We start from the raw sequence: 22,740 nt of genomic DNA, 5'->3' as shown, positions 1-22,740 counted from the left end.
TACCGTTGAATTGTAAACGCATCCAATATATGAAACCGACGTATCCATTATTGGAATTTTATTCTATCTATTCAATTCTAACATTCTACTTAAAATTCAAGCAATATCATCAAGCGTCTAAATCCACGCCGACGACCTTTTCGGGTAAGAGAAATCCGCCTTGCGGGACTTAGTCACCTAATGATGTGCAAGTTGTTATTTGGTGGCGTACAGGCGAACGGGACCATACAGGCCGCCGGCCGCAAACGCCTTTTCCCAATGCTCAGGCATTGTATCAGACTGCCAGTAAGACACCTTCGGATTCGTGGATCCACCGACATTGCTTGACGGGCGTCCGATTTCATAATGGGTTCCCAACGTGTTTGTCACCCGAATACGCAGATGATGCGATCCCGGGCCGAAATCAAGCTTGAATCGATATGGGCTCCATGCGCGTACACCAAGCGGGTTGCCATTCAGCCATACCTCGGCTGTGCCGCGAACATGCCCCAGCTCAAGTACCGCGCCATTGTCTTCTTTCCATTCGACCATCGCTTCATACTCAACTACGCCACTATGATGCGGCAGACACAGCGCAGTTCTCCAATCGCCGAGTTCTCCTTGCACCTTCGCAACCTCGAACCGAATCGGCGCGAGCAGCACATCCGTCTCTGTACTCATATCACTTGGCACGCTGCGAAGCGCAGCCATTGTACCTGCCGACTGCGCTTCGAACCGTGCTTGGCCGTCACGCATTATTTTCCGCTTGCCGTCTATCCAACATTCACACTCTCCAGCGCAGATGACCCTTAGCGCCGTGGCGCCAGCCGGGAGTGGGAAGCGCAGCCAGATCGGTTTCCCAAGCTGAGATGTGTCGCGGACGAACGGCAATGGCTGAGACGTCGGTTTGGCATCCGGCATCAGCCAGCCGACATTCGGCAACGGATGGGTGCGGCCTGGAAGCCACATCGTCTCCGTCTCGGCAAACTGCAGCACAGCTTCATGCAGAACCTCGGAGTGCTGTTCCTGTTCATTTAACCACGATGGGCCGGTGCAGAACATTTGGTTACTTCCATCCACACGCTCGATTACGCCGTCCACCATGGCCACACCTTGGCCCTCTGGCATGACAAGCTCGATGATATTGTCGCCGCCCTGCCAGTACTGCGTCAGATCAATCTCTTCTTGACCCTGCCGAATATATGGATTGAAATCGCCATGCTCAGACATTTGCTTGCCGTTCACATAGAGCGCAACGCGCTCCTTCGCACAGAAGATGACGCGTACGCGACTGACAGCACCTTTCCCCTGCTCGGAAATCGTGTACGACAACCGCGTTTTAGGATTAGGTGTAGGCGAATAAATCCACTTCGGCAGCAGCTCCTGCTCTTCCGCGCACAAGGTAATCCCTGTGCGGATCAGCCCACCCGCCAACGCCTCCGCACACAGCAGCAACGAATTGGCTCCATGCTTCAGGTTCACGACAGATGTCATCTCCTCAGGACCTCCGCTGCATGCGATCCGTTCTCCATTCACCCATAGGGCTATCGCCGCGTTGCTCTCCATACGCAGCCAGTACGTCCCGTCCTTCGGCGCTACGACATGCGTCCTCGCCCACACCTTATCGCCAAGATCCGCCATGCCCAAATTCAAAAATTTGCGGGGAACTCGGCCCATTCGGCCCGCCCATGTTCGGAACGACAGATCCCCCAGCGTATTGCTGTAGACGACCCGCCATTTGCTACTTTCATCAAAGCTCTGATCCCGAGACGCTTCCCAGTATGCGGCCTCGCTCCATAGCCGCTTCATCCATACTGAATCGTCAAGTTTGCTCCCATGCCAGTTAGCTGCCATCCCGTCTGCTTCGCTCTCCTCGGACGCGACAAGAAACTCACGGCGCTCGATCGGCGCAAAAGCCGTTTGACCGCCATGCAAATCAAAATCCCCATAGCGATTATCCAGCGTGGGCACAACTAGTACCTGCCAGTCATGCAGTTCTGCCACCAGGTCCTGCTCTGCAGAAAATGTTGGTACTTCCGCCGGCTGCGCCAGTCTGTCCGATGGGGGCGTGGATTTCCTGAACACTTCAGCCTCTGTTTGATCCCATGAGCATACGACGAATGCCGCTGGCCAGCTGTCGAACACCACTTCCAGCTCAACCCATTCACCGTCCCTGCTATAGGAAAGCGGGGACACCTGCCCACTCACTGGATCCCACAGCTGCGGATTGCCTGTAGTGCGTAACCGATAACGCGCGCTCCGCGGAGGCCGCGCCCACTCGCCCGATGGTTCGTGCATCGGCAACAGTTCTCCCGCTTCCGGCAGCAGAAGGAACACATCGGCGTCCTCGGTCCTGCGCATCAAAGGCATATTCGGCCCTTTTGCGCGGCTCGGCAACTTCGATTCAAGTATATCTAACGCTTCTTGCGTGGAGCTGACGTAGATAGCTCCCTCCAGCACCGGATCATCCGCACCACACTGTACGGCAATAACCAGACCGCCGGTTTTAACCCAATTTTCCACCTTCGCTAAGGCAGCATCATCCATCAGAGTGGTCCCACACAGCAGTAGTGCTGAGAACGATTCGTCGCCAATTTGGAGCTTGCCATCCGACAACTTCGCAATCTCCAGAGCGGAATCGTCCGTCACATCAAAGTCGATGCATGCGGAGCGAAGCGCACCTGGTTGATTACGCTCCTTGCGATTCCAGCGGCCCGTCAGCGATTGGTAAACCTGTTGAACATGCGCGATCCGCTTATGCGGCATCATGTTGGCGACGGCCATCGGATGCTGGAGTGGCCCTCCGTCTGACAGTGACATCCAGCCGCACGCCGCGTGCGAAGGGTAATGAACTGCCACATCGGCAACATGTGTTCCTTGCGATAACAGCCAGCACGCGCGGCTGACCGTGTCAGCAAACACGCCGTAATGCTCATAATACGGCTGACGCCAACCAGTGTCGGGCGGCGCCCACTCCCACCATCCACCACGCGTACTGTAATAGACAGAGTGAGGACTGTAAAGCGTCACACCAGCCTGCAGCCAAGGCACCAGCCAGTGCATCGTCTCCTCCATCGTTCCTCCCCACCCGCTCGTATGGAAAGACTCCAGGAACACACGTTTGCCTCCGTGCAAATGAACCATCGAAGCATGCGGCTTGATCTCACCGTCCATATCACTGCCAGCGGCATTATACCAGCGATGCGTGCGCATATAATCCAGATAAAGCCGTTGCGCACCATGTAGATCGGCGCGACGCGCAGGTCCGGCCTGGTCGCAGCACTGCAGCATATTATGGCGCTTATGCCACTCATATTGCAGCTTGAATACCGCTTCCTCCGCCAGCTCCGTCGCTAGTTCGTAAACGCGCCTGCGTATAAGCGAAGCTCCCTCTATATCCTCGAACAATGCCGGCAATGCGGCAATCAAGTCTTCTCCATACCGCTGGGCATACAGCTTGGGAAGGCTATCTGTCCATAACGGCATCGATGGTAGTTCATCTTGGAAGCTGCCGCCAATCGTCCGACCTAGCTCACTAGGAAAACGCCGCTCGAACTCCCCGTAAATCCGATCATATAACTGCTCTGTCGCGCTCTTATCGAGCCAGTTAAATCCTTGCCGAACCGTTATGTATCGGTAGCCGCCGATCTCAGTCAGCAACGCTGCACCTTCAGACAGATCCTCGCCATGTGCAAGTCTACGTAGTTGATAGCCGGCCCATTCTGGATGCTCTGCGACAAGGTGAGCCGGGAAGTTGGTTCCGGAAAAGCCGATTTGGTCGTAGAAGAAAATGCGCATACCCAATCTTTGCGCTTCACGCAGAGCCACCTCGAACATAGACCACCAACGCTCGCTAAAGTATGGCGGATCGTCGGCAACGCTTCCGTATTGAGGACCCGTCGGCGCAATATTGATGATGCCGATATTGCGCAAGCCTCCGCTGCGAAATTTCTGTAATTGCCATCGAATACGTTCCGGTGTCACTTCCTCCGCACTCCACCACCAAAACGGCACTGGACCGAAATCCGGTTCCGGTGAAGCAAACCTCTCGCGCAGATTCTTGTAGTTCATAAAAAAGATCCTCCTGCTTACATCAAGATACGATTAGAAATTTTTCTGATATTCATCCTCTAAATTAAACCCTTTTGTTGAACCACAGATAACCATTCATTTGCCAAAAGCTGGTGTCCAGCGGAAGTCGGATGTACGCCGTCCCAAATCCAGTATGATGCATCTGCTCTAGAACAGGCTTCTTCGAAAGCCTTCTGGAGCGGAACGAATATAGCTTCGAATTCTTCCGCCAGATCACGTACGGTTTGTTGGTAACCCTGCATTGTCTTCTTCCAGATGTCCCATCTTTCTGACGTTGCTCCGGTTCTCAGGATGAACGGTTCGCACAAGACCAGTTTGGTAGCCGGAAGAACTTCCCGAGTCTCTTTCAAAAGTATACGGTACGTCCGTTCGAAACAGTCGGTGGCACCAACGGGTTCTTCGTTTATGGAGCTCCAAGCGTCGTTTACTCCGATTAGGATGCTGAGCAGGGTGGGCTTAATGCTGATGCAATCTTCATTCCAGCGGGCATACAGATCAGAGGCACGATTGCCACTGACTCCACAGTTGACGAACTCAATCGTTTCTTCTGCCATATCGAAGCCCAGCTTGGACCCGATAATAAAAGCATAGCCGTGTCCCAGAATATGATTCGGATCGGTTGTCCGCCCTCGGTTGCCGTCCGTAATAGAATCCCCTTGAAACAACACAACATTTCTACTAGTTGTCATAGTTATCTCTCCTAGTACATATGATCTTTTCCAAAAACCCTTGGATAACTAACATACAGAAATTCAAAAATAAATGGCTCGACTCAATGGCCGAAGTGCTTACGCATTTCGGCCATATCGGCAAGCATCCACTTTTGTTACATGTACATCAAAATACTATTGAAAGTTTTTTTGATATTCTTTGTACTTCGTTGTAGCCCATGTTTCCAGCTTCGCCAATCCCATACCTTCGGCCTTTTTCATCATGGCTTCGTAATTCGCTTTGGCGTCTGCTTCGGAAGCTGACAAATAGATTTTCAATTCCTCGGTCGTAACCATGTTTGTGATTTGAGCTTCAATCACTTGTTCTTCTGTATCTGGCTCTGTCGCAACCAGACCCAGTGCCGGGTTGAACTTAAGCGCGGCTCTGGCAGCAAGACCAAATTTCGTCATTTGAGAAGTCGGAGTATAACGCTGAAGTGCTTCGTTAACGCCGCTGCTGCCAATCAGACCCCACCAAACGACGCCCATTTTCTTTTGAATTTCAGCGTTGTTGAAATCATATTTCATAACCGGATATTTCTCGGCTTCGTTATATTCCCAATCTTCGCCTTTAATACCGTAAAGTCCGAGTTTTTGTCCTTCTTCACTGTACATATACTGCAGGAATTTAATGGAAGCTTCTGGATTTTTGTTCTTTTTCGTGATATACATGCCTGCCCAACCGGAACCTCCCATCGGAATACCTGCTTGATCGCTAAGCAGCTTCGTCACTTGCGTCATTTTAAATGCGGATCCAAGTTTTTCCAATTGAGGGTTGGTGGTATCCGCATTACCGCCGCCATGAGCAAAGGCTTTACCGTTCAATACCAATTGATCATCTTGCTGAGCATCCTTAAATGTGAAATTCTCAGCAGTCATATATCCTTTACGGTACAGATTGTTCATGTACAGGTAGTAGTTCAAATAGTTTTTATCTTTCAGGTAGTATTTCGCAGCGCCGTCTATGTCCACGAATCCTTTGCTCTTTTTTAAACCGAAGTTGACACGCAGATTTTGACCTATTTGATCTTTATCCCACACGAGTGGCACCATATCTGGATACTGTGCTTTCACTTTGCCTAGAACCGTGGTGAGATCATCCAAATTATTCAGTGCTGGGTTGCCAAGCTTATCCATAATATCTTGACGGAATGTCATCCCGCTCACGCCAGGTAGTGCTTTCGGATTATCTTTCCATTCTTGCTCCGTGGAGAAGGCATTGCGTATCGTATAGAAGTTGCCGTCAGGCATCGTATTGACACCAATACGTTCTTTACTAATATTGAAATCCGGCGCATACTTCTTGAACAACTCACCTAATGGATAGGATACATTACTGACGGCCATGCGCGTCAGATCAGTCGCTGTATACACCAAATCAGGCAAGTCGCCTGAAGCGATCAGAAGCGGAAGCTGCTTATCATCCGTAGCAACCTGGACGTTCAGCTTAACGCCGGTTTTCTTTGTAATTTCTTCCGGCACCTTGCCGCTCCAATCTTTCAACGACCACCATGGCATATTAACGAATACTTTAAGCTCTACAATTTTTTGTTCTTCCACTTTTTTGGTAGCTTCTGGTTTCGCAGCTTCTGGTTTGGTACTCTCTTTGCTAGCGTCACTATTGTTGCTGGTACAGGCTGTAAGTACCATCATCAATGCAAACGCTATCAACCCTGTCGATTTAAAAACCTTTCTCATTGAACTTGCCTCCTTTTATCTTTCCCCTTAGTTTATATGTGAAACGGAGTTAAACCTATACTTTTACGATTTTATTCCGCGATCCACCAACGTCAAACATAATAATCAAACAACTGCTGCTTAACCCTTTACAGAGCCAATCATAATTCCTTGTACAAAGTACTTTTGTAAAAAAGGATATACGAGAAGGATCGGTATAACCGCGATAACCATGGCTGTCACCTGGATCGAGAAGGTTGTCACACCAGTAACGGTCGCAGCGTACTCTGCAGAAGCCATATCCGTTGGAATCATACCCTGATTGATAACTTCCATCATTCGGTAGGTTAACGGCCTCAATGAATCCTTATTGACAAAATAGGCCGAATCCATCCATGAGTTCCACTGGCCTACGCCTATAAACAATCCCATTGCAGCAATTAGCGGTTTGGAGACCGGTAGGATTATTTTCAAAAAAACAGTTAAATCCGAAGCACCGTCTATTCGCGCCGATTCCTCCATCTCCGCAGGTATCTCACGGAAGAACGAGACCGCAATAATGAGGAAGAAGATCGTCACTGCACCTGGAACAATATAGACCCAAAATGTATTGAGTAATCCTATGCTGCGCAGTACAACGTAATAAGGGATAAGTCCGCCCGAAGTGTACATGGCAATGATAAAAAATGAAAAGTAGAACTTTTTAAACACCAGATTACGATACGCCAGACCATACGCTGTCAAACACGTAAAAAAGATCGTGACGGCCGCTCCGACACCAGTCCTTATTACGGAGACTCCAAAAGACTTAATCCACTTCGGATCGCTGAGAAACTTCTCATAATTGTTTAGGGTAAAATCCCTTGGCCAAAAATAGATGCCGCCCAGCGAGGTGTCAAGCCCGTTATTGAACGAAATAATTATTAAATAGTAAAAGGGGTACATCGTAACTAACGCAATGATGACAAGCAAAGTAATATTTACACTATCAACGATGCGATCTTCGATCGTTCTGCGATGCATAATTGACTCCTTTCCGCTGTTAGAACAAGCTGTTTTTGGTGACTTTTTTGGACAGGTAATTGCTTCCGAATACAAGAATGATAGCGATTACCGATTGTATCAAGTCGATTGCCGTCGCATAAGCATATCGTCCTTGCGCTAAGCCCATCTTGAACGCATACGTTTGCAATATTTCCGAGCGTTCATTATTAATCGAATTACCGAGCAAGTACGATTGCTCAAAGTTGGATCCAACAAGGCCTCCGCCCAGCATGCTTCCGACTGCCAGAATAAGTACGACTATAATCGTGCCACGGATACCCGGCAGTGTGATATGCCAGATACGGCGCAGTCGACCAGCTCCATCCATCTCGGCCGCATCATACAGCGTAGGATCAAGACCGCTGATCGCTGCGAGGAAAATAATCGCCCACCAGCCTGCCTCTTTCCACATTGCCGTCGTGACAGCTAGTCCCCAAAAATAATCCGGACTCGACAGGAAAGGAAGCGAATCCTTCACAATGCCTAATCCCTTCAATAAATCGTTTACAATACCAGAGTTGGTCGACAAGAAGACTACGAGCAACCCGGAAACAACGATCCACGAAATAAAATGAGGAAAGTAACTGACTGTCTGTGCGAACCGCTTAAAGAACTGGTGCCGCACTTCGTTAAACATAATGGCCAATAAAATTGGCATCGGGAAGGTAAAGACCAATTTCAAAAGACTGATTGCCAGCGTATTCGTTACAATGAGCTTGAAATTGTAAGCGTGGACAAATTCATCAAAATATTTGAGCCCTACCCATTCACTAGTAAAGATCCCACTAATGCCGGTCGTTATTGAATAATTTTTAAATGCCATCAAAATGCCGAACATCGGCAAATAATGGAAGACGAAGACAATTAGCATTCCCGTTAAAACGAACAAATGTGCATATTTCTGTTTTACAATTTCATGCCAGATTGATCGTTTTGCCACCGTGAGCTGCTTTGTCCGCTGCGTTGTGCCTACCTTCGTTAGCTGCTCCAAACCATCCTCACTCCTCTCTCTCCCCCCGACTCAAGCTGCCGCTTGGAGAACATGACTTTATTGTATAGTCGATAGATTGCCATGAATAGTGTTGAAAACTTAAAATACAGCGATCATTTTTAAGGTATTTGTAAGCGTAATCAAATTTCACGATTTCCAATTTTGTGAAGTGTGTATTATTAATTTTTTTGCTTAATATTCAGAATTAAAACGCTTTCAAAAGTATGATATAGTTACATTTCTCCTATTATTGGTCAGAATTCATTGCGTTTAGCCCAAGCTTACAATAATGGTTTTGCACAGCAGAATCTAATGGAGGTTTTACCGTGCGATCGGTGAAAGTCCAGTAGCGCTCTTAGGTTGATATCGCCGATACCATCGCCGTAAATCATCATGAACGTTCCGTTTCCAAGCCTTTGTCTCAACCTACGCAACCGTCCGCCAGTCATCGTCCGCTCCCCGGTATTGGTCAAATGTACAATGTAAGAATAGAACCAGCACTAGCTGCTTGCGCTTGTATAGCTCTTGATCGCGCGCTTCCAAAGCAATCGGCATAGAACTAAGAAAAGTACCGGAGCAATTAAACCCCAAATCATCATATAAATCGGCAGTCTCTCCAGTACATAGAAAGGAGACAAATTTGTGATGAGAACTACCTGCAGCAGGAAGCTGCCGACGATAGTCAGGATGTAAAGAAGGTAATCTATATGGATCCGGACACGATTATCAAGGAAGATATGTATGATCTGTGGAATATCGACATTAGCGATTATTATTTGGGGGCCGTAGAATGGGCTTTCGGAGACGATCAGATGAGCGTATTGTCCATTCCGGAACAATATGGGTATTTTAATGCAGGCGTCTTGCTCATAAATCTCGATAGGTGGAGAAAAGAAAACGTTACGAATCTCGTATGGGATTACTTGAACAATAATCCTGACAAAATACGGCATATGGACCAAGATGCATTGAATGCGATATTGTATGCTGGCCGGCTAAAGCTCGACCCGAAATGGAACTATACAACGGGTCATCTGTTAAAGTTACGTTTGGATATCCCCCCTGCGATCGACAAGGGCTAGACCCGCCTTGCGTCAGATACCGATCCGATTTATGACAAGCGCAGGGCGGACGCTCGCAATTGTAGAGCAAATCTTCAGCAAATGCGAGCCCATTCCGTAATTGGCGCCTGTACTTATATTATTCCTATGGTCTGTCACACGACTACAGTCACTTTTTGTCGGTGGTAGCCTGGACAATGGATATCATTGTCACGTAAAATCCATGTGCCTGCCATATTGCGAGAATCCCATGCGTTACCTTCCTCATCCCTGGTCAATTTGTATGGTGTCAAACAAGTGGCGATATCCATTATGCATTACCTGCCTCTTTATATTTCTACTAATGATTCCCCGTCCGCTTGCGACTCATTGCCTGAAAATGGCTTCAGTCGAACCGTAAATTCCGTCGATTCTGGGACAATCAGATAAGACGGCAAGGTTGGGGCATAGCCGCAGCTATGATTGCCAAGACCCGATTGTCTCCAATCGGCATTGATTTCCACTTCGCCTAGTTGGATCAGATCAGAATGATGCTTGGCTTCGCTCAAAGCCTGGGTTGAATATTGGCTTGCACCAACTTGCCCGAGTGGCATCCCCGCTCCAGCAATAAGCAGTCCAACGCCGTCTACGTCCGCGACAGAGGCCCAGCGCACGTCCGCCTTGCTTCCACTTTCTTGTGGCTTGATATATGGCACGAATTGCTCATCGACTGTCCCTTCGTACACGCCAAGCTTCCCGCTGGCTTTGCGGTCGGCGTAACATTCATGTGGGCCTAGGCCGAACCATGAGAAGCGATCGAATCGATTCGGCATCGTGAACCGAATACCGGCTCTGGGAAGAGGCGGCAGTCCTTCCTTCAAGGGTTCCAGCCGGTTCTCCAACTTCACTTCCCCGTTGCCGTAAATCGTATATAGTTGCTCTACTTGGAATAGTGGCCGGGAGCCTTTTACGCCGAGCACGGACTCCGTCTTGATCTGAATGATGGAGTCGTCCTTTTGCGTCCATAACTCGACACTGCGAACGTAGGCGTCAAGTTCATGATAGCCTGCATTACGCCACAGCTTCGCCAGATGGACGTCATTGTCGATCAGTGCCCGCCACAAATTGATGCGAGGTGCTTGCGCGAGCAAAGATACGCCTTTATAATCCCAGGCAGTTATTTCTCCGTTCAGCTTATCGAACGTCAACGTGAAGACATCGCCGTCGATGCGAATGATTCGATCGAACTCCGCAGCGGACACTCCGGCCAACACCTCCGTATCGGCGGCAGACTCCGAACAAGCCGAATTGTTCAGCGGTACGTCCGCCCACGCCACCTCGTGGCCTGCCTGCGCCCAATCCGTGGAATCGCGCAGGACGAAGCTGATATGCAACCAATATTCACTGCGTCCATCCGTCGGGCGCGTGCAGAAAGGAATCGTGACGAGCTCCTCTCCTCCTGCCGGAATATCCAGCGACGCAAGCTTCCCTTCCTCTAGTAGGATGCCGTCACGATACACACACCAATGGATGGCAAGATGCTTCAACGAAACAATATCGTAACGATTGCCTATCTGTAAGACGCCTTGCTCCGGTTGCACCGGATGGACGGTGACCGGTTCGATCGCCTTCTTGAATTCGATTAAAGCGGGCTTGGGGCTGCGGTCGGGGAACAGCAATCCGTCGATGCAGAAGTTGCCGCTATGAGGCTCATCACCGAAATCGCCACCATAGGCGTATTGGAGGCTTCCGTCGCTTGCACGGCGGCGAATCGCGAGATCTGTCCACTCCCAAATCAAACCACCACAAAGTCGGGGGTATCGGTAGACGGTGTCCCAATATTCCTTCTGATTGCCAAGTGCGTTGCCCATCGCATGCCCGAATTCAACCATCAGATAAGGTCGTGTCTCCTCCTTCTCCCCCTCGGCGATCAGCATGTCTACCGAAGGATACATGGAGCTGATGATGTCGACGATCGGTGCATCCTTAGCCCGTTCGTAATGAATCGGACGCGTCGGATCCGCCTCTCTCGTCCACACAGCCATGGCGTCGTGATTGTCACCATAGCCCGACTCATTCCCGAGGGACCAGACAATGACGGAAGGATGGTTCTTGTCCCGCTCTACTAGACGAGCCATCCGATCCATGAATGCATCCCTCCACTGAGGATCCTCAGCCAACAGGCTTTCATAAGCAGTCTTCTCGTCGGGATTGTTGATCCAACGACTGATCTCTCCGAGAAATACACAACCGTGCGTCTCCAAATCCGCTTCGTCGATGACGTACAGCCCGTATTGATCGCACAGATCGAGCCAACGCTCGTCGTTCGGATAATGAGAGCAACGGACGGTATTAATGTTATGCTGCTTCATCAGCGTAATGTCACGAACCATCGCCTCCATCGTCGTCACATGACCGAGATCTGGATCGAATTCATTACGGTTCACTCCGCGAAGGATGACCGGCATGTCGTTGACGAGCAGCCGTCCGGCCTTCACTTTCACTTCCCTAAATCCAACGGTATAGCGATGTGCTTCTGCCACCTTACCTTCCGCATTGGTCAATGTCAGCAGGAGCGTATAGAGAGCAGGCTGCTCAGCCGACCACAGCTCAGGGTCGCTTATTGGAAACTCAGCATGGACGACAGCTTGCGCACGAGGAGCAAGCGCAGCGACGGCAAGCGTTACGCTGGCAAGTTCATGCGCCGATCCGAGCAGAACCGCATGAATGCCGCAAGTCTCTCCCAATCGGTCAGATCGATTCATTAAGGTGACGGCAAGCTCCAACATACCTTCCCGGTACGTCTCGTCGAGGCGAGTCCGAATGCGGACGTCGAACATATGTACGATGGGGACGGATAGCAGATATACGTCCCGAAATATCCCGCTCAGCCGCCATTTATCTTGATCCTCGAGATAGCTGCCTGTCGACCATTGATAGACGCGTACCGCTAGCTTGTTCTCCCCAGAGCGGATATAAGGTGTAATATCAAATTCCATCCGATTATGGCTGCCTTGACCGAAGCCGACTTCCTCGCCGTTCACCCACAAATGAAAAGCCGCATCCACACCGTCGAACGCGAGAATGACAGATCTGTCGATCCAACTGTCAGGGATGATAAACATCCGAGCATAGCAGCCCGTCGGATTCATCTTCGGAATGAACGGCGGGTCAACCGGAAACGGATACTTGCTACTGCTGTATAAGGGCACGCCATAGCCGTGTAACTGCCAATTCGACGGAACTGGGAGTGTATCCCACGCCTCGCAGGAAAACGTTTGTTCATAAAACCGTTCCGGGGTTTCAAACAGATTCTCCGAGTAATTAAATTTCCATTCTCCATTCAGACAGCGATAATAAGGGGAGGCCGTTCGATCGTCCACTAAAGCAGCTTGTGCATTTGCGAACGGGATTGATGCAGCCCTCGGACGCTCTGCGTTTAGCTGCAAGATATTTAAATTTTCAAAATCAGGCAAACTGGCGATGCTTTTCCTAGTATTTTCCATTCCATATCTCCTCCTTACATATAAGCGGGCTTATTCAGCAATCATCATGCCTCAGATAATGAAAGCTTCAAGGTAAATGTCGTGCCTTCTCCTTCGCGACTTTCAATAAGCATACACGTTTGTCCGCCGTAGAACGTACGAATACGTTCGCTGACATTGTATAAACCGTAACCGGAATTCTCGTTCTGAAGAGCTTGTCGATCCAGCTCGTTGCCAAGCACGCCTCGAATCAAATCCAACCGTTCCTCCGAGATGCCGGGCCCATTGTCGGAGACACTTATAAGGAGCTCAGAGTATTCTCGTCTAACGACGATATCGATCTCCCCGCACTTGCGAATGCGCCCGATGCCGTGCTGAATGCAATTTTCCACGATTGGCTGCAAAATAAAACGCGGACAGCGAATATCGTCGATATTCGTCAATACCTGGATTGAGAAGCGCAGCCGATCCAACATGCGCAGCTTATGCATATCGAAATAATGCTGAACATTATCGATTTCGTGCTTCAGCATCGTCTCGTTATCTCCCGAATTCAGCGTATATCGAAGCAGACGGCCAAACGTATATATCGCATTGACCACTTCCTGATCGTTATTGATCTCTGCCAGCATACGAATCGATTCAAGCGTATTGTAAAGAAAATGAGGCTTGATCTGTGCTTGCAGCACAAGATAGTCCGCCTCCTTCTTCATGAGCTCAGCTTTATGAACCGTATTTAACAGTTCGTCAATGCGATGGACAAGCGAATTGTATGATCGGGTCAGAAAGTCGATTTCATCGTTAGACGTTCCAACCTCGTAATAGGTTAGCTTGTTTTCGTCCACATGTCGCATATGCTTTGCCAAACCAAGAATTCTGCTAACGAGAGAGGAAGCCGTCGCGTAATAGATCCCCGTCAGCACAGCCAGTAATCCCAATAACGAAAGTGCGAGAAAGAGTACTTTGATCCGGATGTCGACGAATACTTCATCCATCTGACTGAAGAAGTAGAACGTCGTTGACAGCTCAGGGATCGACAACGTGTTCACAAGCGTCCTCTGCTTGCGCAAATAGGCGTAGCCTTGATTGCTTTCTTCGGCCATAGCCAGTAAGCTTGCCGTCTGTTCGTCGTACAGTCCGATCCCCCCGCTATGGTAGACTGTATCGCCGCCTTGCACAATCAGTACTTGCATGTTCTGATTGACATCGACCGCCTTGAGGAAATTTCGCAGCAACGAATCATTTGTTATAATCTCCAGCACAGCCAACGGCTTCGTATAGCTGTTATTATAAACACGTTGGTAGTAGCTCAAGTTCGGAAGCGCGGTGGTGTCGGCTCCGCTGCGACGCAGCCAGATGCCTTTATCTACATTAACATTGTTTAGCAATGCTAGCGGCTTCTTATCCAATTGGTTCAGGTCCTCAAGCTCGCCGTTGACCGAGTGGACCTCATGCAACGTTTTATACAGTTTAATAGATGAAATCTCGTTATGGTGCGATTGCGCATAAATAAAAAGTGGTCGAATGTCTTTGAGATAATTGTATACAGATTGTAGCTCTGAAGAATTATAGCCACTAAGATAATCGATCAACTGCTGATTGTTCATGAACAGAGCATGAATCGATTCCACCTGGTTCAGACTCGACCGGAACCCTTCGCCAGCTTGAATGACCAGCTTCTGCTTTCCTTCCGAATACTCTGATGTGACATCCATATAGAACTGATTGTACAAGTAACCGCCGAACACAATAATCGGCAAAATCACGAGCAGCAGGTATCCAAGCGCCATTTTCTTTACGATCCTCAACTTCTTCATTTCAACGGCCTTCCTTTGCATCAAGCAGCCTCGATTGAAGCGCTGTCATACTTGAATTTTTTCTAGATCCTTTCGGCGACTAAGCGAGTGATCAATCCCCTTTTCTTCCTAAGTGTGCTACCGTTAGGAGAATATACTTATATTGTATAGATGTGCGCTTGGGATGAATAGTGCTGAAAACTTAAAAATCAACGAACATTTTTAAGATGTATGTAAGCGCAATTATTAGGTTCGGAATTGCAACGCTATCTCCCGTCTCTTTCATAAAGAAACCATTTCTGAAAATACGCACAACATCATCTGTCGCTCCTTTGTTCCAAAGAGTGAAATGATAGCCATGTTTTTTTCCGAAATGGTCACATGAATGTAACGCTCAAGTCTCATTCTTTCTCAATACAGAAATAATTCAGCAACTTCTGATTTAACGACTTTCTTGCCAAGCAGATTGGATTGGAATTGCATCAAGCCTACATTCTCAGATGATCCACCATCGGCACGCAATTCTTGAAGTTCAACACCTGTTTCATTCTCTATCAGATTAACAGCATCATTGACCTGATAAGCTATACTTTCAAGAGCTGCCCGAATGATATGGGCTTTGGTTGTTCCTCGATTCATTCCAGTGATTGAAGCCCTAGCGTAAGAATCCCAATAGGGTGCTCCGAGTCCAACGAAGGCTGGCACTAAGTAAACGCCTTCACTATCAGAAACTTCTTGAAGCAATTCCTCCATTTCGTCAAAAGTACGGAATAGTCCAGGCGTTCAGCCCCAGAGAGAGAACACCATTGTATCAATTCAGTTTCACTTCCACACGAGTTTTAAACACTTTCTCATTCAGTACTTTTTATCCAATCAATAGGTGAAGCTCGCATTTTATATTACTAAGCAGATCAACATACAAATCCTCTGATGTTTTATAATAAGGCGTTGCTAAAACATCATTCTTGAGACCAAAATCAATTTGGTCAAATGTTGTTACTGGAGCACTTTTATTTCTTACTCTTTGCTTACGGTCAACCTTCATTTTTACTTTAGCATAAGATTGAAATTCTAAACTTTTCAATTCCGGAAGCGAGTTTAAGAATAACTTTCCTTTCCCTTTATATCTGTTGTTCACCTCAACCTCAGTATAACTTTGGAGCTTCTATTGGATTAATTTAGCTGAATTCTATTTAACAGATTGCCTAACACTATGAGTTATTTCAATGAATATGATTTCATAACAAGTTAACAGAATGAAATGAATATCAATAAAATCACATTGTTACCACATTTTTAATAAATTAAAATTTAAGTGTAAGTACCTAATTAAAAAGGAGGGTAAGTTAGGAGTTTCTGCAAACGGTTACATATTATTGTGTTCTGTATTTACTGAAACCCCAATTATCAAAAGTCTGAGAAAGAAGGTTGAAAAATGTATATTCTGCAGTTGAGGAGAAATGTGGTTGTTATTTTAATTCTTTCGTTAATATTTGCTTTGTTTGATTGGAGTTTTAACTCATCTAAGGTGAATGCGGCAAACACCGCCGTTTCCATTACATCCAATTACGCAACAAATGCCGGGAACTACGATAAAACAAAATTGTTAAATGTAGCTCGTGGTGGACATCTGACGAATAAGAATCTACACTGGCTCCCCTCTTATTATGATATTATGGCTGCCGATGGCATTGATATGATGCGGATTGATTGGGTACTGTCTGATCAATTCTACCATCTAGTATCGCGTAATGGTTCCGGCCAATTAGTTTACGATTTTACAATGCTTGATGCTGTTGTTTTGCCTCTAGTACAAAAAGGTATAAAACCTTTTATGTGCTTGGCATATCTTCCAAGCGTAATTGACGGGTCAGGTGTTTCTGGTATAGGATATCCGACAAATCTGAACGAGTATAAGGCCATAGTGCAAGCAGTTGTTCAGCATTATGTAAACCTTGGTTATACAGGCTGGTATTGGGAGTCTCATAATGAAGCGGATGCCAGCGTAGGTGGAAGTCTATCGTCAACGCAAATTAATACAATGTATCAATATTTTGCTACTGGCGTTCGTGCTGTTGACTCAGCAGCCAAAATCGGAGGGGCTGGATTTGCAAATAATAAAGCTACAAATTCTAAAATAATTGGATTTATGGATTTTATTAAAGCAAATCCGACAATACCGTTTGATTATCTATCGGTCCATCAATATGGCGGGGCTGATTTTAATGACTCATTGAACGCTTTGTTTACAAGCAGAGGCATTCCTCAAAAGGATATCATATATTCCGAGTGGAATTATGATTGGACATCAGGTACAGCAGGCTCGGTAAAGGGTAAGCATCTAGTGGGGCAAAATCTCCTTTCGCTCCTCTTGATCCCATAAAGGCTAGGTATGCTGAGAAAATGTCAGGCATCGTCCCACTAAGCTTCGCTGAGTTCAGCTTCGTATCAATATCTTCAGCAGCGGATGGAAGCACAGTTGTTTCGATCGTTACGTTCGGATGAAGTTTCTCAAATTCTCTAGCTGCATTGTTGAAATATTCATCATTGGCTTTATCTGCGCCTGGAAACCAGAACGTCAGTTTAACTGGTTCTTTGCTTCCTGTGTCCTTAGATGTTGTTGTACCTGCTGCTTTGGCTGTTTCTGTTGCAGCTGGCTTGTCCGACGTGCCACACCCTGTCAGTAGTCCTCCCACAATGACCGTACTAAGTGATAAAGCGGTTACTTTTTTAACATTCATTTTATTCAACCTCCCCTAATGTGCTTTCTAGTGTTGCGTTTGAATCGCTTTGGCCTACTTCATCATTATAGATAGCGCTTTCTATTCCGTGAAGAAATGAAAATTAGATCATTTGTTTAGTTTTTCAGTAGTTTTTCCCAATTACATATCCAATTTGCAAAATATATAAAAATATTTAGGTAATCCCTCTACAAATTTAGGTTAGGTAGTTTTTGGATTAGCTTAAATAAAAAGCAATAAACACAAAACACGCCGCTCGGGATATTCCCCAGCGGCATATTCTAATGTTGTCTTGCGTGAACCAACACCATACATTTTTTCAGTTGTTAGCGGCCAAAGCACTCGTTCTACGACTTCTTTTCCGAGCGTGAATATGCCGCTAGCCTCCCAAAGTCGTTGAGCGGTTGAAATCCCGAAACTCTTCGCAATGGGACAAGCAGCTAGTATGATGCCGGACGTGCTGGATCACCAGCAACAACAACAGGATAATTTTCTAAACCGGGATGAGTCGCTTTTTCAACGCTAAGGAAAATCGTCCGTTCCTTTGCTAACATAATCATCTCCTATATAAGAACATTAGTTCGTGTTATTATATATCAGCGACTTATTGGTTATTCAAGCTGCATTTTCGAAACTAAAAACAATTCCTTCTGTATTTCAAAATTGGTTTTATAGGGGCGTCTGAACGTTTATTTTCGCAGGTTGCCCATTTTTCGAAATTTTTTCATCGAGTAACTCAAAGAAAATAAAACAAATCGGAACCCCTTATTCGAGAGTTCCGGTCTTATAAGCACTATACAACTTCATTCAACCGCCCATCCCTAAACCGCACAATCCGCTTCGCCTGGTGCTGAGCAATGAATAAGTCATGCGTTCAAAATAATCGTCCGACCTTGAGTATTTAATCTCTTCAAAATGTTTAAAATCTCCACACCTGTCTTAGAATCTAACGCTCCCGTAGGTTCATCCGCCAAAATGATCAACGGATCTCCTGCCAACGTTCGAGCAATAGCAACACGCTGCTGCTGTCCACCGGACAACTCTTATGGAAAGTGCTTCCTGTGATCCAATAAATCTACCGGTTCCAGTGCATGTAAAACGAGTGGCTCTCTTTCCTTTTTGCTCAATCCCCGGTAAATTAAAGGTAATTCCTACATTTTCATACGCATTTAATCTCGGGAGTAAGTTAAATGGTCCTGAATTCCATCGGACTGAGGCCGTTTAGTTTTGCTTGTAATCGTTCGTTTATGTAATAGTGGATATAGAAAGTTACGTCCTTCTCGAGTTACTCAAAGGTAGGGTACGTGTGTAAATAATACTTCTCGCATTTTAGTGTCCCCCAGAAAGATTCCATGGGGCCATTGTCGATGCACCGCCAAACCAGGGACATGCTCTAAGACAGCTTGTTTTCGTCCAAGAGCGCTTTGAAGTCCAGCGACGTGTATTGAACTCCCCTGTCGCTATGAAGCATCGGCCTACTTCCTGGAGCAGCTTGCAAGGCTAGTTTCAATGTCCGGAATACCAGTGGATTGTTATTGGAATGCCCCAATACGTAGGAAACGATGGATTTATCATGAAGATTAAGAATAGCGCTTAGAACTACTCATTTATAGAAAATATCTAGAAATAATTTCCCGTATAACCTGTCAAATTCCTTCAATAATTCATCATACTAGCCATGACATAATTACCGTTTTGCATCTACTGCACAGCGGAATCCTATATTTCCGGCCGAGCTGTCAGGCGTATTTTTGCTTCGCGTCGCTACGCGATATCGGATCGGTTGCAGTACCCCCACGTATGCTCCGGCTAGTCCCGGTTGACGGGCCTGTCGGGTTTACTACCATCCCCTGCGAATGATACGCCGGACTGAACCAGTCCGTACACACTCCCACACATTCACTGACATTCGATACAATTCGTATCAATTCAGCAAAAATGCATCCACGGGGCTGTGCCGGCATAGCCATCGCTCGCGTGGTTTATTACGGGAAACTTTCCTTGCCGGATGTTACAGCGATGTTCCCCCTTAGGCTTCAACTCGTCGCCCCATGGGTATCGTTTCTGATACAGCCCCCTTCGCGGACGCCAGGCTGCACGCGGTCCGGCCAGCGAATAATCATCGGGATGCGGCAGGTACCCTGGACCAAAACTGATGATCCTTAGTAGGAGGAGCACCAGTTTTCGTCGTTTGACAGTCTATAAAGAAAGCGGTATTTCTTTAACTCCTCTGACGATCATCCCGGGTCGCCACTCGAGCCCGTTTTTGTCTACCTTTAGTTTGATTTGAGGATAACGCTTAAGTAGATTCGTAATGGCAATTTCACCTTCCAGGCGAGCGAGGGGGGCGCCCAGGCAAAGGTGAATTCCTGTTCCAAATGCAAGGTGTTGGCTTTTTTGCCGGGTAATATCAAAAATTTCGGGATCTTGGAACTGGTTCGGATCGTGGTTGGCGGAATTCAGCGCAACAATCACTAAGTCTCCCTTTGTGATTGACTTGCCTTTGAACTCCAAATTTTCTCGCGCCCATCTCGATGTACTGAATTCGACCGGACCGTTGTAACGAAGCACTTCCTCAATTGCGGTATGGATCAATTCCGGATTATTTTGAAGCTGCTTAAACTGTTCCGGATGCTCTAATAGAGCAAGAATGCTATTGCCGATCAAATTAACGGTTGTTTCGTGTCCGGCAATAATGAGGAGTGTTACTACGCCATATAGTTCCCTCTCTGTTAACCGATCGCCCTCATCTTCAGAAATGATTAGCTGGCTAATTAAATCTTGCCCAAGATTTCCCCGCACTTTGGCAAACCACTGTCCAAGGTACTGGATGAATTCGTTTATGTGAGTATAAAGTTCAGCTGCATTTTCTCCGCTTGGACCCTCGATCAACGAATTGGACCAGACGCGGAACTTATCGCGGTCTTCAGAAGGAACTCCGAGCATTTCGCAAATGACGATAATCGGCAGCGGGAAAGCATACTCGTCGATTAAATTCATACTATCTTTCCCGGAGAGGTTATCGAGTAGTTCATCGGCAATTTCTTGAATGCGGCCTCTCAACCCGGCTATCATTTGCGGCGTAAACGCCTTTTGGACGAGTCCGCGTAATCTTTTGTGATCGGGCGGGTCGGCAAAAAGCATATTGTGGGTAAAAACGCTTGCGGTTTCTTTATCCGCGCCGGATATTTTAAAATTATCCTTAATAAATCTGGGGTCCTTCAAAGCCTCGACTGCATCTTCATATCTCGTTATCATCCATCCGTACTGGCCATTCGGAAGCATCATCCGGTACACAGGATCCTTCTCCCTTAATTGAGAATAAGCGGGATAGGGATTTTGAGTGAACGTTTTCGTAAACAAAAGGTTTGCCAAGTTTGAATTCATTTTAAACGCTCCTCGTATAGTATTTCTTGAAGGCAGTTATGAGCCAATTCCCATCCCCCGAGGGGGATGGGAGCCGCCCTCAAAATTTCCAGCTAGTTCTTTGAAATTAGCATTTGGGACTGGACCTTCAGGCATGCCTCTGGACGATGGTTCGAACGATCGGCTTTTATTTCTTCACCATCATTTCCGCGATTTGCGGATGTCGCCGCATGAGCTCTTCCAATTCATCGTGCCGTCCTTCTGCTTGCAGCTTTTTGATATGCTGCTCAATGATAGCCTTCGAAAAAGCTGGTTTTTTCTCGTTATTCGCAAATTCGCTCGGATGACGGCGCATCAACTCCGGCACTGCGTCCCCTCGTCCGGTCGCTTCCAGCCGTTTCACGTAATCCTTCAGGAATCCCTTCGCATGGAACGGACCTCCTTCGCGGATAACCGTCCACATCGGATCGACATCGCAAGTCATCGAGGCCATTCGTTCGTCATGCCATTCCATTAAATAGTAAACAGCCTGCTTAACGATATCGGGACGTATGGAGGCGATATTGTTGAATTCAAGCGGGTCACTCTCAAGGTCAAACAGCATTTCCTTATCGAACAAATGATAGCCATCATGATAGGTGCGCATGTACAGCCAATTGTCAAAGCGGACGGAACGCTGGCAAACGTGGGCCATTTGAGAAACGACCAAATAATTGCGTCCCTCGTCGGTTTCTCCGGTCAAGGATGCGGCATAGCTTTCACCATCCCAGCTTTCGGCAGGCTTTGAACCCAACATCTCCGCAAGTGTGGGCAGAAGATCGAGGTGATAGTGCAGCCCTTCACGGACACCCGGCTGTACACGATCTGGCCAGCGAATAATCATCGGGATACGGCAGGTTCCCTGATCGGCCGTGCCGTGCTCACCGTAGATGGCAAGCTCGCCCATGTTTTCACCGTGATCCGCAGTAATGATCACGACTAAATCGTCCATGACACCCTGACTGCGTAACGCTTCGAAGACCATTCCGAGATGATCGTCCATGAAACGGACGCCACAATCGTAGCCGTCGATCATCTTCCGCATGCCATCCATGTCGGCGATCTCGCCCGGATTGCGCGGATATTTCGCATACGTCTGGTTGTCGTACATGTTGATCTCGTTCACGCTGTGCGGCCCGACCTTTTTCTTGTGCTGCTCCAGCACGTTTTCATTGATCCAGGCGGGCAGCGGATCGTCGGCAAACGGATTGCCGAATGACTCTGGTGCGCGGTAAGGCGTGTGCGGATCCCAGTAATTCACGTATAGGAACCAATCGTCGCTAGCGCCGTTCCGCTTGATCCAGTCTAGCACCGTCGGGGTAACCTCTTCGGCCGATTCCATTCCGTTATCTCCCGTATCGTACACCTCATTGAATCCCGCATAGAAATGCCAAGCCGAATGCCGTTCACCGAATGGGCTGATCAGCGCGGTACGCAGGCCGCTAGAGCGTACAAATGCAGGCATGCTCTCAAAGGACAGCCTGCCCTTAAAGCTACGAGATACCCCTTCATGACGCAGTGAAGCTGCAGTTCCGCCGTGCCCGACAAGCCCGTTGCGTATGCCGAACTGCCCAGTCATGAGCGACGTTCTTGAAGGAAAGCACGGGGCGTCCGATGTGTAGTAATTATTGAAGCGAACGCCCTCGTTAGCAATGCTGTCGATGTTCGGAGAGGTGTTACGATGATAACCGTAGCATCCCAAATGTCGTGGAGCCATCGAGTCCAAATCCAAAAACAAGATGCGCATTAGTCTGTTTCCTTTCTTTTCTACATGGATAAT

15 protein-coding genes and 4 pseudogenes are annotated in these 22,740 nt (G+C 47.5%); 3 read left to right on the top strand and 16 right to left on the bottom strand.

Features of this window, described 5'->3' with window-relative positions; genetic code table 11:
- Window positions 1-195 precede the first annotated feature (195 nt).
- Window positions 196-3,639, bottom strand: coding sequence for a hypothetical protein (locus tag ACSQ8P_RS10835; RefSeq protein WP_436235176.1), 3,444 nt, complete (start codon window positions 3,637-3,639; stop codon window positions 196-198).
- A gap of 114 nt (window positions 3,640-3,753) precedes the next feature.
- Between ACSQ8P_RS10835 and ACSQ8P_RS10830 the strand changes: the two genes are divergently transcribed.
- Window positions 3,754-3,936, top strand: a complete 183-nt coding sequence (locus tag ACSQ8P_RS10830) for a hypothetical protein (protein WP_436235175.1) — start codon at window positions 3,754-3,756, stop codon at window positions 3,934-3,936.
- A gap of 173 nt (window positions 3,937-4,109) precedes the next feature.
- Here the strand turns inward: ACSQ8P_RS10830 and ACSQ8P_RS10825 are convergent, their stop codons facing one another.
- From ACSQ8P_RS10825 to ACSQ8P_RS10805, 5 genes are all read right to left on the bottom strand, one after another.
- Window positions 4,110-4,760, bottom strand: a complete 651-nt coding sequence (locus tag ACSQ8P_RS10825) for an SGNH/GDSL hydrolase family protein (RefSeq protein ID WP_436235174.1) — start codon at window positions 4,758-4,760, stop codon at window positions 4,110-4,112.
- A 156-nt stretch (window positions 4,761-4,916) separates the two neighbouring features.
- Complete coding sequence (locus tag ACSQ8P_RS10820) at window positions 4,917-6,479, bottom strand: extracellular solute-binding protein (RefSeq protein ID WP_436235173.1); 1,563 nt, start codon at window positions 6,477-6,479, stop codon at window positions 4,917-4,919.
- Window positions 6,480-6,599: 120 nt separating this feature from the next.
- Window positions 6,600-7,481 carry a carbohydrate ABC transporter permease gene (locus ACSQ8P_RS10815; RefSeq protein ID WP_436235172.1) on the bottom strand — a complete coding sequence of 294 codons (882 nt, stop codon included), beginning with the start codon at window positions 7,479-7,481 and terminating at the stop codon, window positions 6,600-6,602.
- A 19-nt stretch (window positions 7,482-7,500) separates the two neighbouring features.
- Window positions 7,501-8,493 (bottom strand): ABC transporter permease, encoded by a 993-nt coding sequence (locus tag ACSQ8P_RS10810; protein ID WP_436235171.1) that lies wholly within the window; start codon window positions 8,491-8,493, stop codon window positions 7,501-7,503.
- 426 nt (window positions 8,494-8,919) lie between these two features.
- A complete protein-coding gene (locus tag ACSQ8P_RS10805) occupies window positions 8,920-9,084 on the bottom strand; it encodes a hypothetical protein (RefSeq protein ID WP_436235170.1) in 165 nt (54 codons plus the stop codon).
- Window positions 9,085-9,092: 8 nt separating this feature from the next.
- Here ACSQ8P_RS10805 and ACSQ8P_RS10800 point away from each other — a divergent pair, with 8 nt between their 5' ends.
- A complete protein-coding gene (locus ACSQ8P_RS10800; protein ID WP_436239497.1) occupies window positions 9,093-9,575 on the top strand; it encodes a glycosyltransferase family 8 protein in 483 nt (160 codons plus the stop codon).
- 308 nt (window positions 9,576-9,883) lie between these two features.
- Here the strand turns inward: ACSQ8P_RS10800 and ACSQ8P_RS10795 are convergent, their stop codons facing one another.
- The 4 genes and pseudogenes from ACSQ8P_RS10795 to ACSQ8P_RS10780 all read right to left on the bottom strand — a co-directional run bounded on the left by ACSQ8P_RS10795 (window position 9,884) and on the right by ACSQ8P_RS10780 (window position 15,952).
- On the bottom strand, window positions 9,884-13,039 hold the full coding sequence (locus tag ACSQ8P_RS10795) for a glycoside hydrolase family 2 TIM barrel-domain containing protein (RefSeq protein ID WP_436235169.1): 3,156 nt from the start codon (window positions 13,037-13,039) through the stop codon (window positions 9,884-9,886).
- A 44-nt stretch (window positions 13,040-13,083) separates the two neighbouring features.
- Window positions 13,084-14,835, bottom strand: a complete 1,752-nt coding sequence (locus ACSQ8P_RS10790) for a sensor histidine kinase (protein ID WP_436235168.1) — start codon at window positions 14,833-14,835, stop codon at window positions 13,084-13,086.
- Window positions 14,836-15,237: 402 nt separating this feature from the next.
- Window positions 15,238-15,591: pseudogene (locus ACSQ8P_RS10785) on the bottom strand (FGGY-family carbohydrate kinase); the annotation flags it as partial.
- A gap of 88 nt (window positions 15,592-15,679) precedes the next feature.
- Complete coding sequence (locus tag ACSQ8P_RS10780; protein WP_436235167.1) at window positions 15,680-15,952, bottom strand: hypothetical protein; 273 nt, start codon at window positions 15,950-15,952, stop codon at window positions 15,680-15,682.
- Window positions 15,953-16,249: 297 nt separating this feature from the next.
- Here ACSQ8P_RS10780 and ACSQ8P_RS10775 point away from each other — a divergent pair, with 297 nt between their 5' ends.
- On the top strand, window positions 16,250-17,197 hold the full coding sequence (locus tag ACSQ8P_RS10775) for a GH39 family glycosyl hydrolase (protein ID WP_436235166.1): 948 nt from the start codon (window positions 16,250-16,252) through the stop codon (window positions 17,195-17,197).
- Here ACSQ8P_RS10775 and ACSQ8P_RS10770 read toward each other — a convergent pair.
- From ACSQ8P_RS10770 to ACSQ8P_RS10745, 6 genes and pseudogenes are all read right to left on the bottom strand, one after another.
- Complete coding sequence (locus tag ACSQ8P_RS10770) at window positions 17,091-17,555, bottom strand: hypothetical protein (protein WP_436235165.1); 465 nt, start codon at window positions 17,553-17,555, stop codon at window positions 17,091-17,093. The two genes, ACSQ8P_RS10775 and ACSQ8P_RS10770, sit on opposite strands and share 107 nt — an antisense overlap.
- A gap of 381 nt (window positions 17,556-17,936) precedes the next feature.
- A pseudogene (polYB, locus tag ACSQ8P_RS10765) lies at window positions 17,937-18,115 on the bottom strand (DNA polymerase IV); the annotation flags it as partial.
- A 233-nt stretch (window positions 18,116-18,348) separates the two neighbouring features.
- Window positions 18,349-18,746 (bottom strand): annotated as a pseudogene (locus ACSQ8P_RS10760) (ABC transporter ATP-binding protein); the annotation flags it as partial.
- Window positions 18,742-18,828 (bottom strand): annotated as a pseudogene (locus tag ACSQ8P_RS10755) (IS3 family transposase); the annotation flags it as partial. The pseudogenes ACSQ8P_RS10755 and ACSQ8P_RS10760, both read right to left, overlap by 5 nt.
- A gap of 926 nt (window positions 18,829-19,754) precedes the next feature.
- On the bottom strand, window positions 19,755-20,942 hold the full coding sequence (locus ACSQ8P_RS10750) for a cytochrome P450 family protein (protein WP_436235164.1): 1,188 nt from the start codon (window positions 20,940-20,942) through the stop codon (window positions 19,755-19,757).
- A gap of 166 nt (window positions 20,943-21,108) precedes the next feature.
- A complete protein-coding gene (locus tag ACSQ8P_RS10745) occupies window positions 21,109-22,707 on the bottom strand; it encodes a sulfatase family protein (protein WP_436235163.1) in 1,599 nt (532 codons plus the stop codon).
- Window positions 22,708-22,740: the final 33 nt, after the last annotated feature.

The organism is Paenibacillus sp. LjRoot153 (assembly GCF_964253085.1).
Taxonomy (GTDB): Bacteria; Bacillota; Bacilli; order Paenibacillales; family NBRC-103111; genus Paenibacillus_E.
Note: the sequence above shows the minus strand (reverse complement) of the source record. Positions and strands in the feature narration are given on the sequence as shown.

Coding starts and splice junctions, on each gene's coding strand:
- ACSQ8P_RS10790 (WP_436235168.1), bottom strand. CDS start 14,835: ATGAAGAAGTTGAGGATCGTAAAGAAAATGGCGCTTGGATACCTGCTG.
- ACSQ8P_RS10825 (WP_436235174.1), bottom strand. CDS start 4,760: ATGACAACTAGTAGAAATGTTGTGTTGTTTCAAGGGGATTCTATTACG.
- ACSQ8P_RS10795 (WP_436235169.1), bottom strand. CDS start 13,039: ATGGAAAATACTAGGAAAAGCATCGCCAGTTTGCCTGATTTTGAAAAT.
- ACSQ8P_RS10775 (WP_436235166.1), top strand. CDS start 16,250: ATGTATATTCTGCAGTTGAGGAGAAATGTGGTTGTTATTTTAATTCTT.
- ACSQ8P_RS10750 (WP_436235164.1), bottom strand. CDS start 20,942: ATGAATTCAAACTTGGCAAACCTTTTGTTTACGAAAACGTTCACTCAA.
- ACSQ8P_RS10820 (WP_436235173.1), bottom strand. CDS start 6,479: ATGAGAAAGGTTTTTAAATCGACAGGGTTGATAGCGTTTGCATTGATG.
- ACSQ8P_RS10815 (WP_436235172.1), bottom strand. CDS start 7,481: ATGCATCGCAGAACGATCGAAGATCGCATCGTTGATAGTGTAAATATT.
- ACSQ8P_RS10770 (WP_436235165.1), bottom strand. CDS start 17,555: ATGAATGTTAAAAAAGTAACCGCTTTATCACTTAGTACGGTCATTGTG.
- ACSQ8P_RS10745 (WP_436235163.1), bottom strand. CDS start 22,707: ATGCGCATCTTGTTTTTGGATTTGGACTCGATGGCTCCACGACATTTG.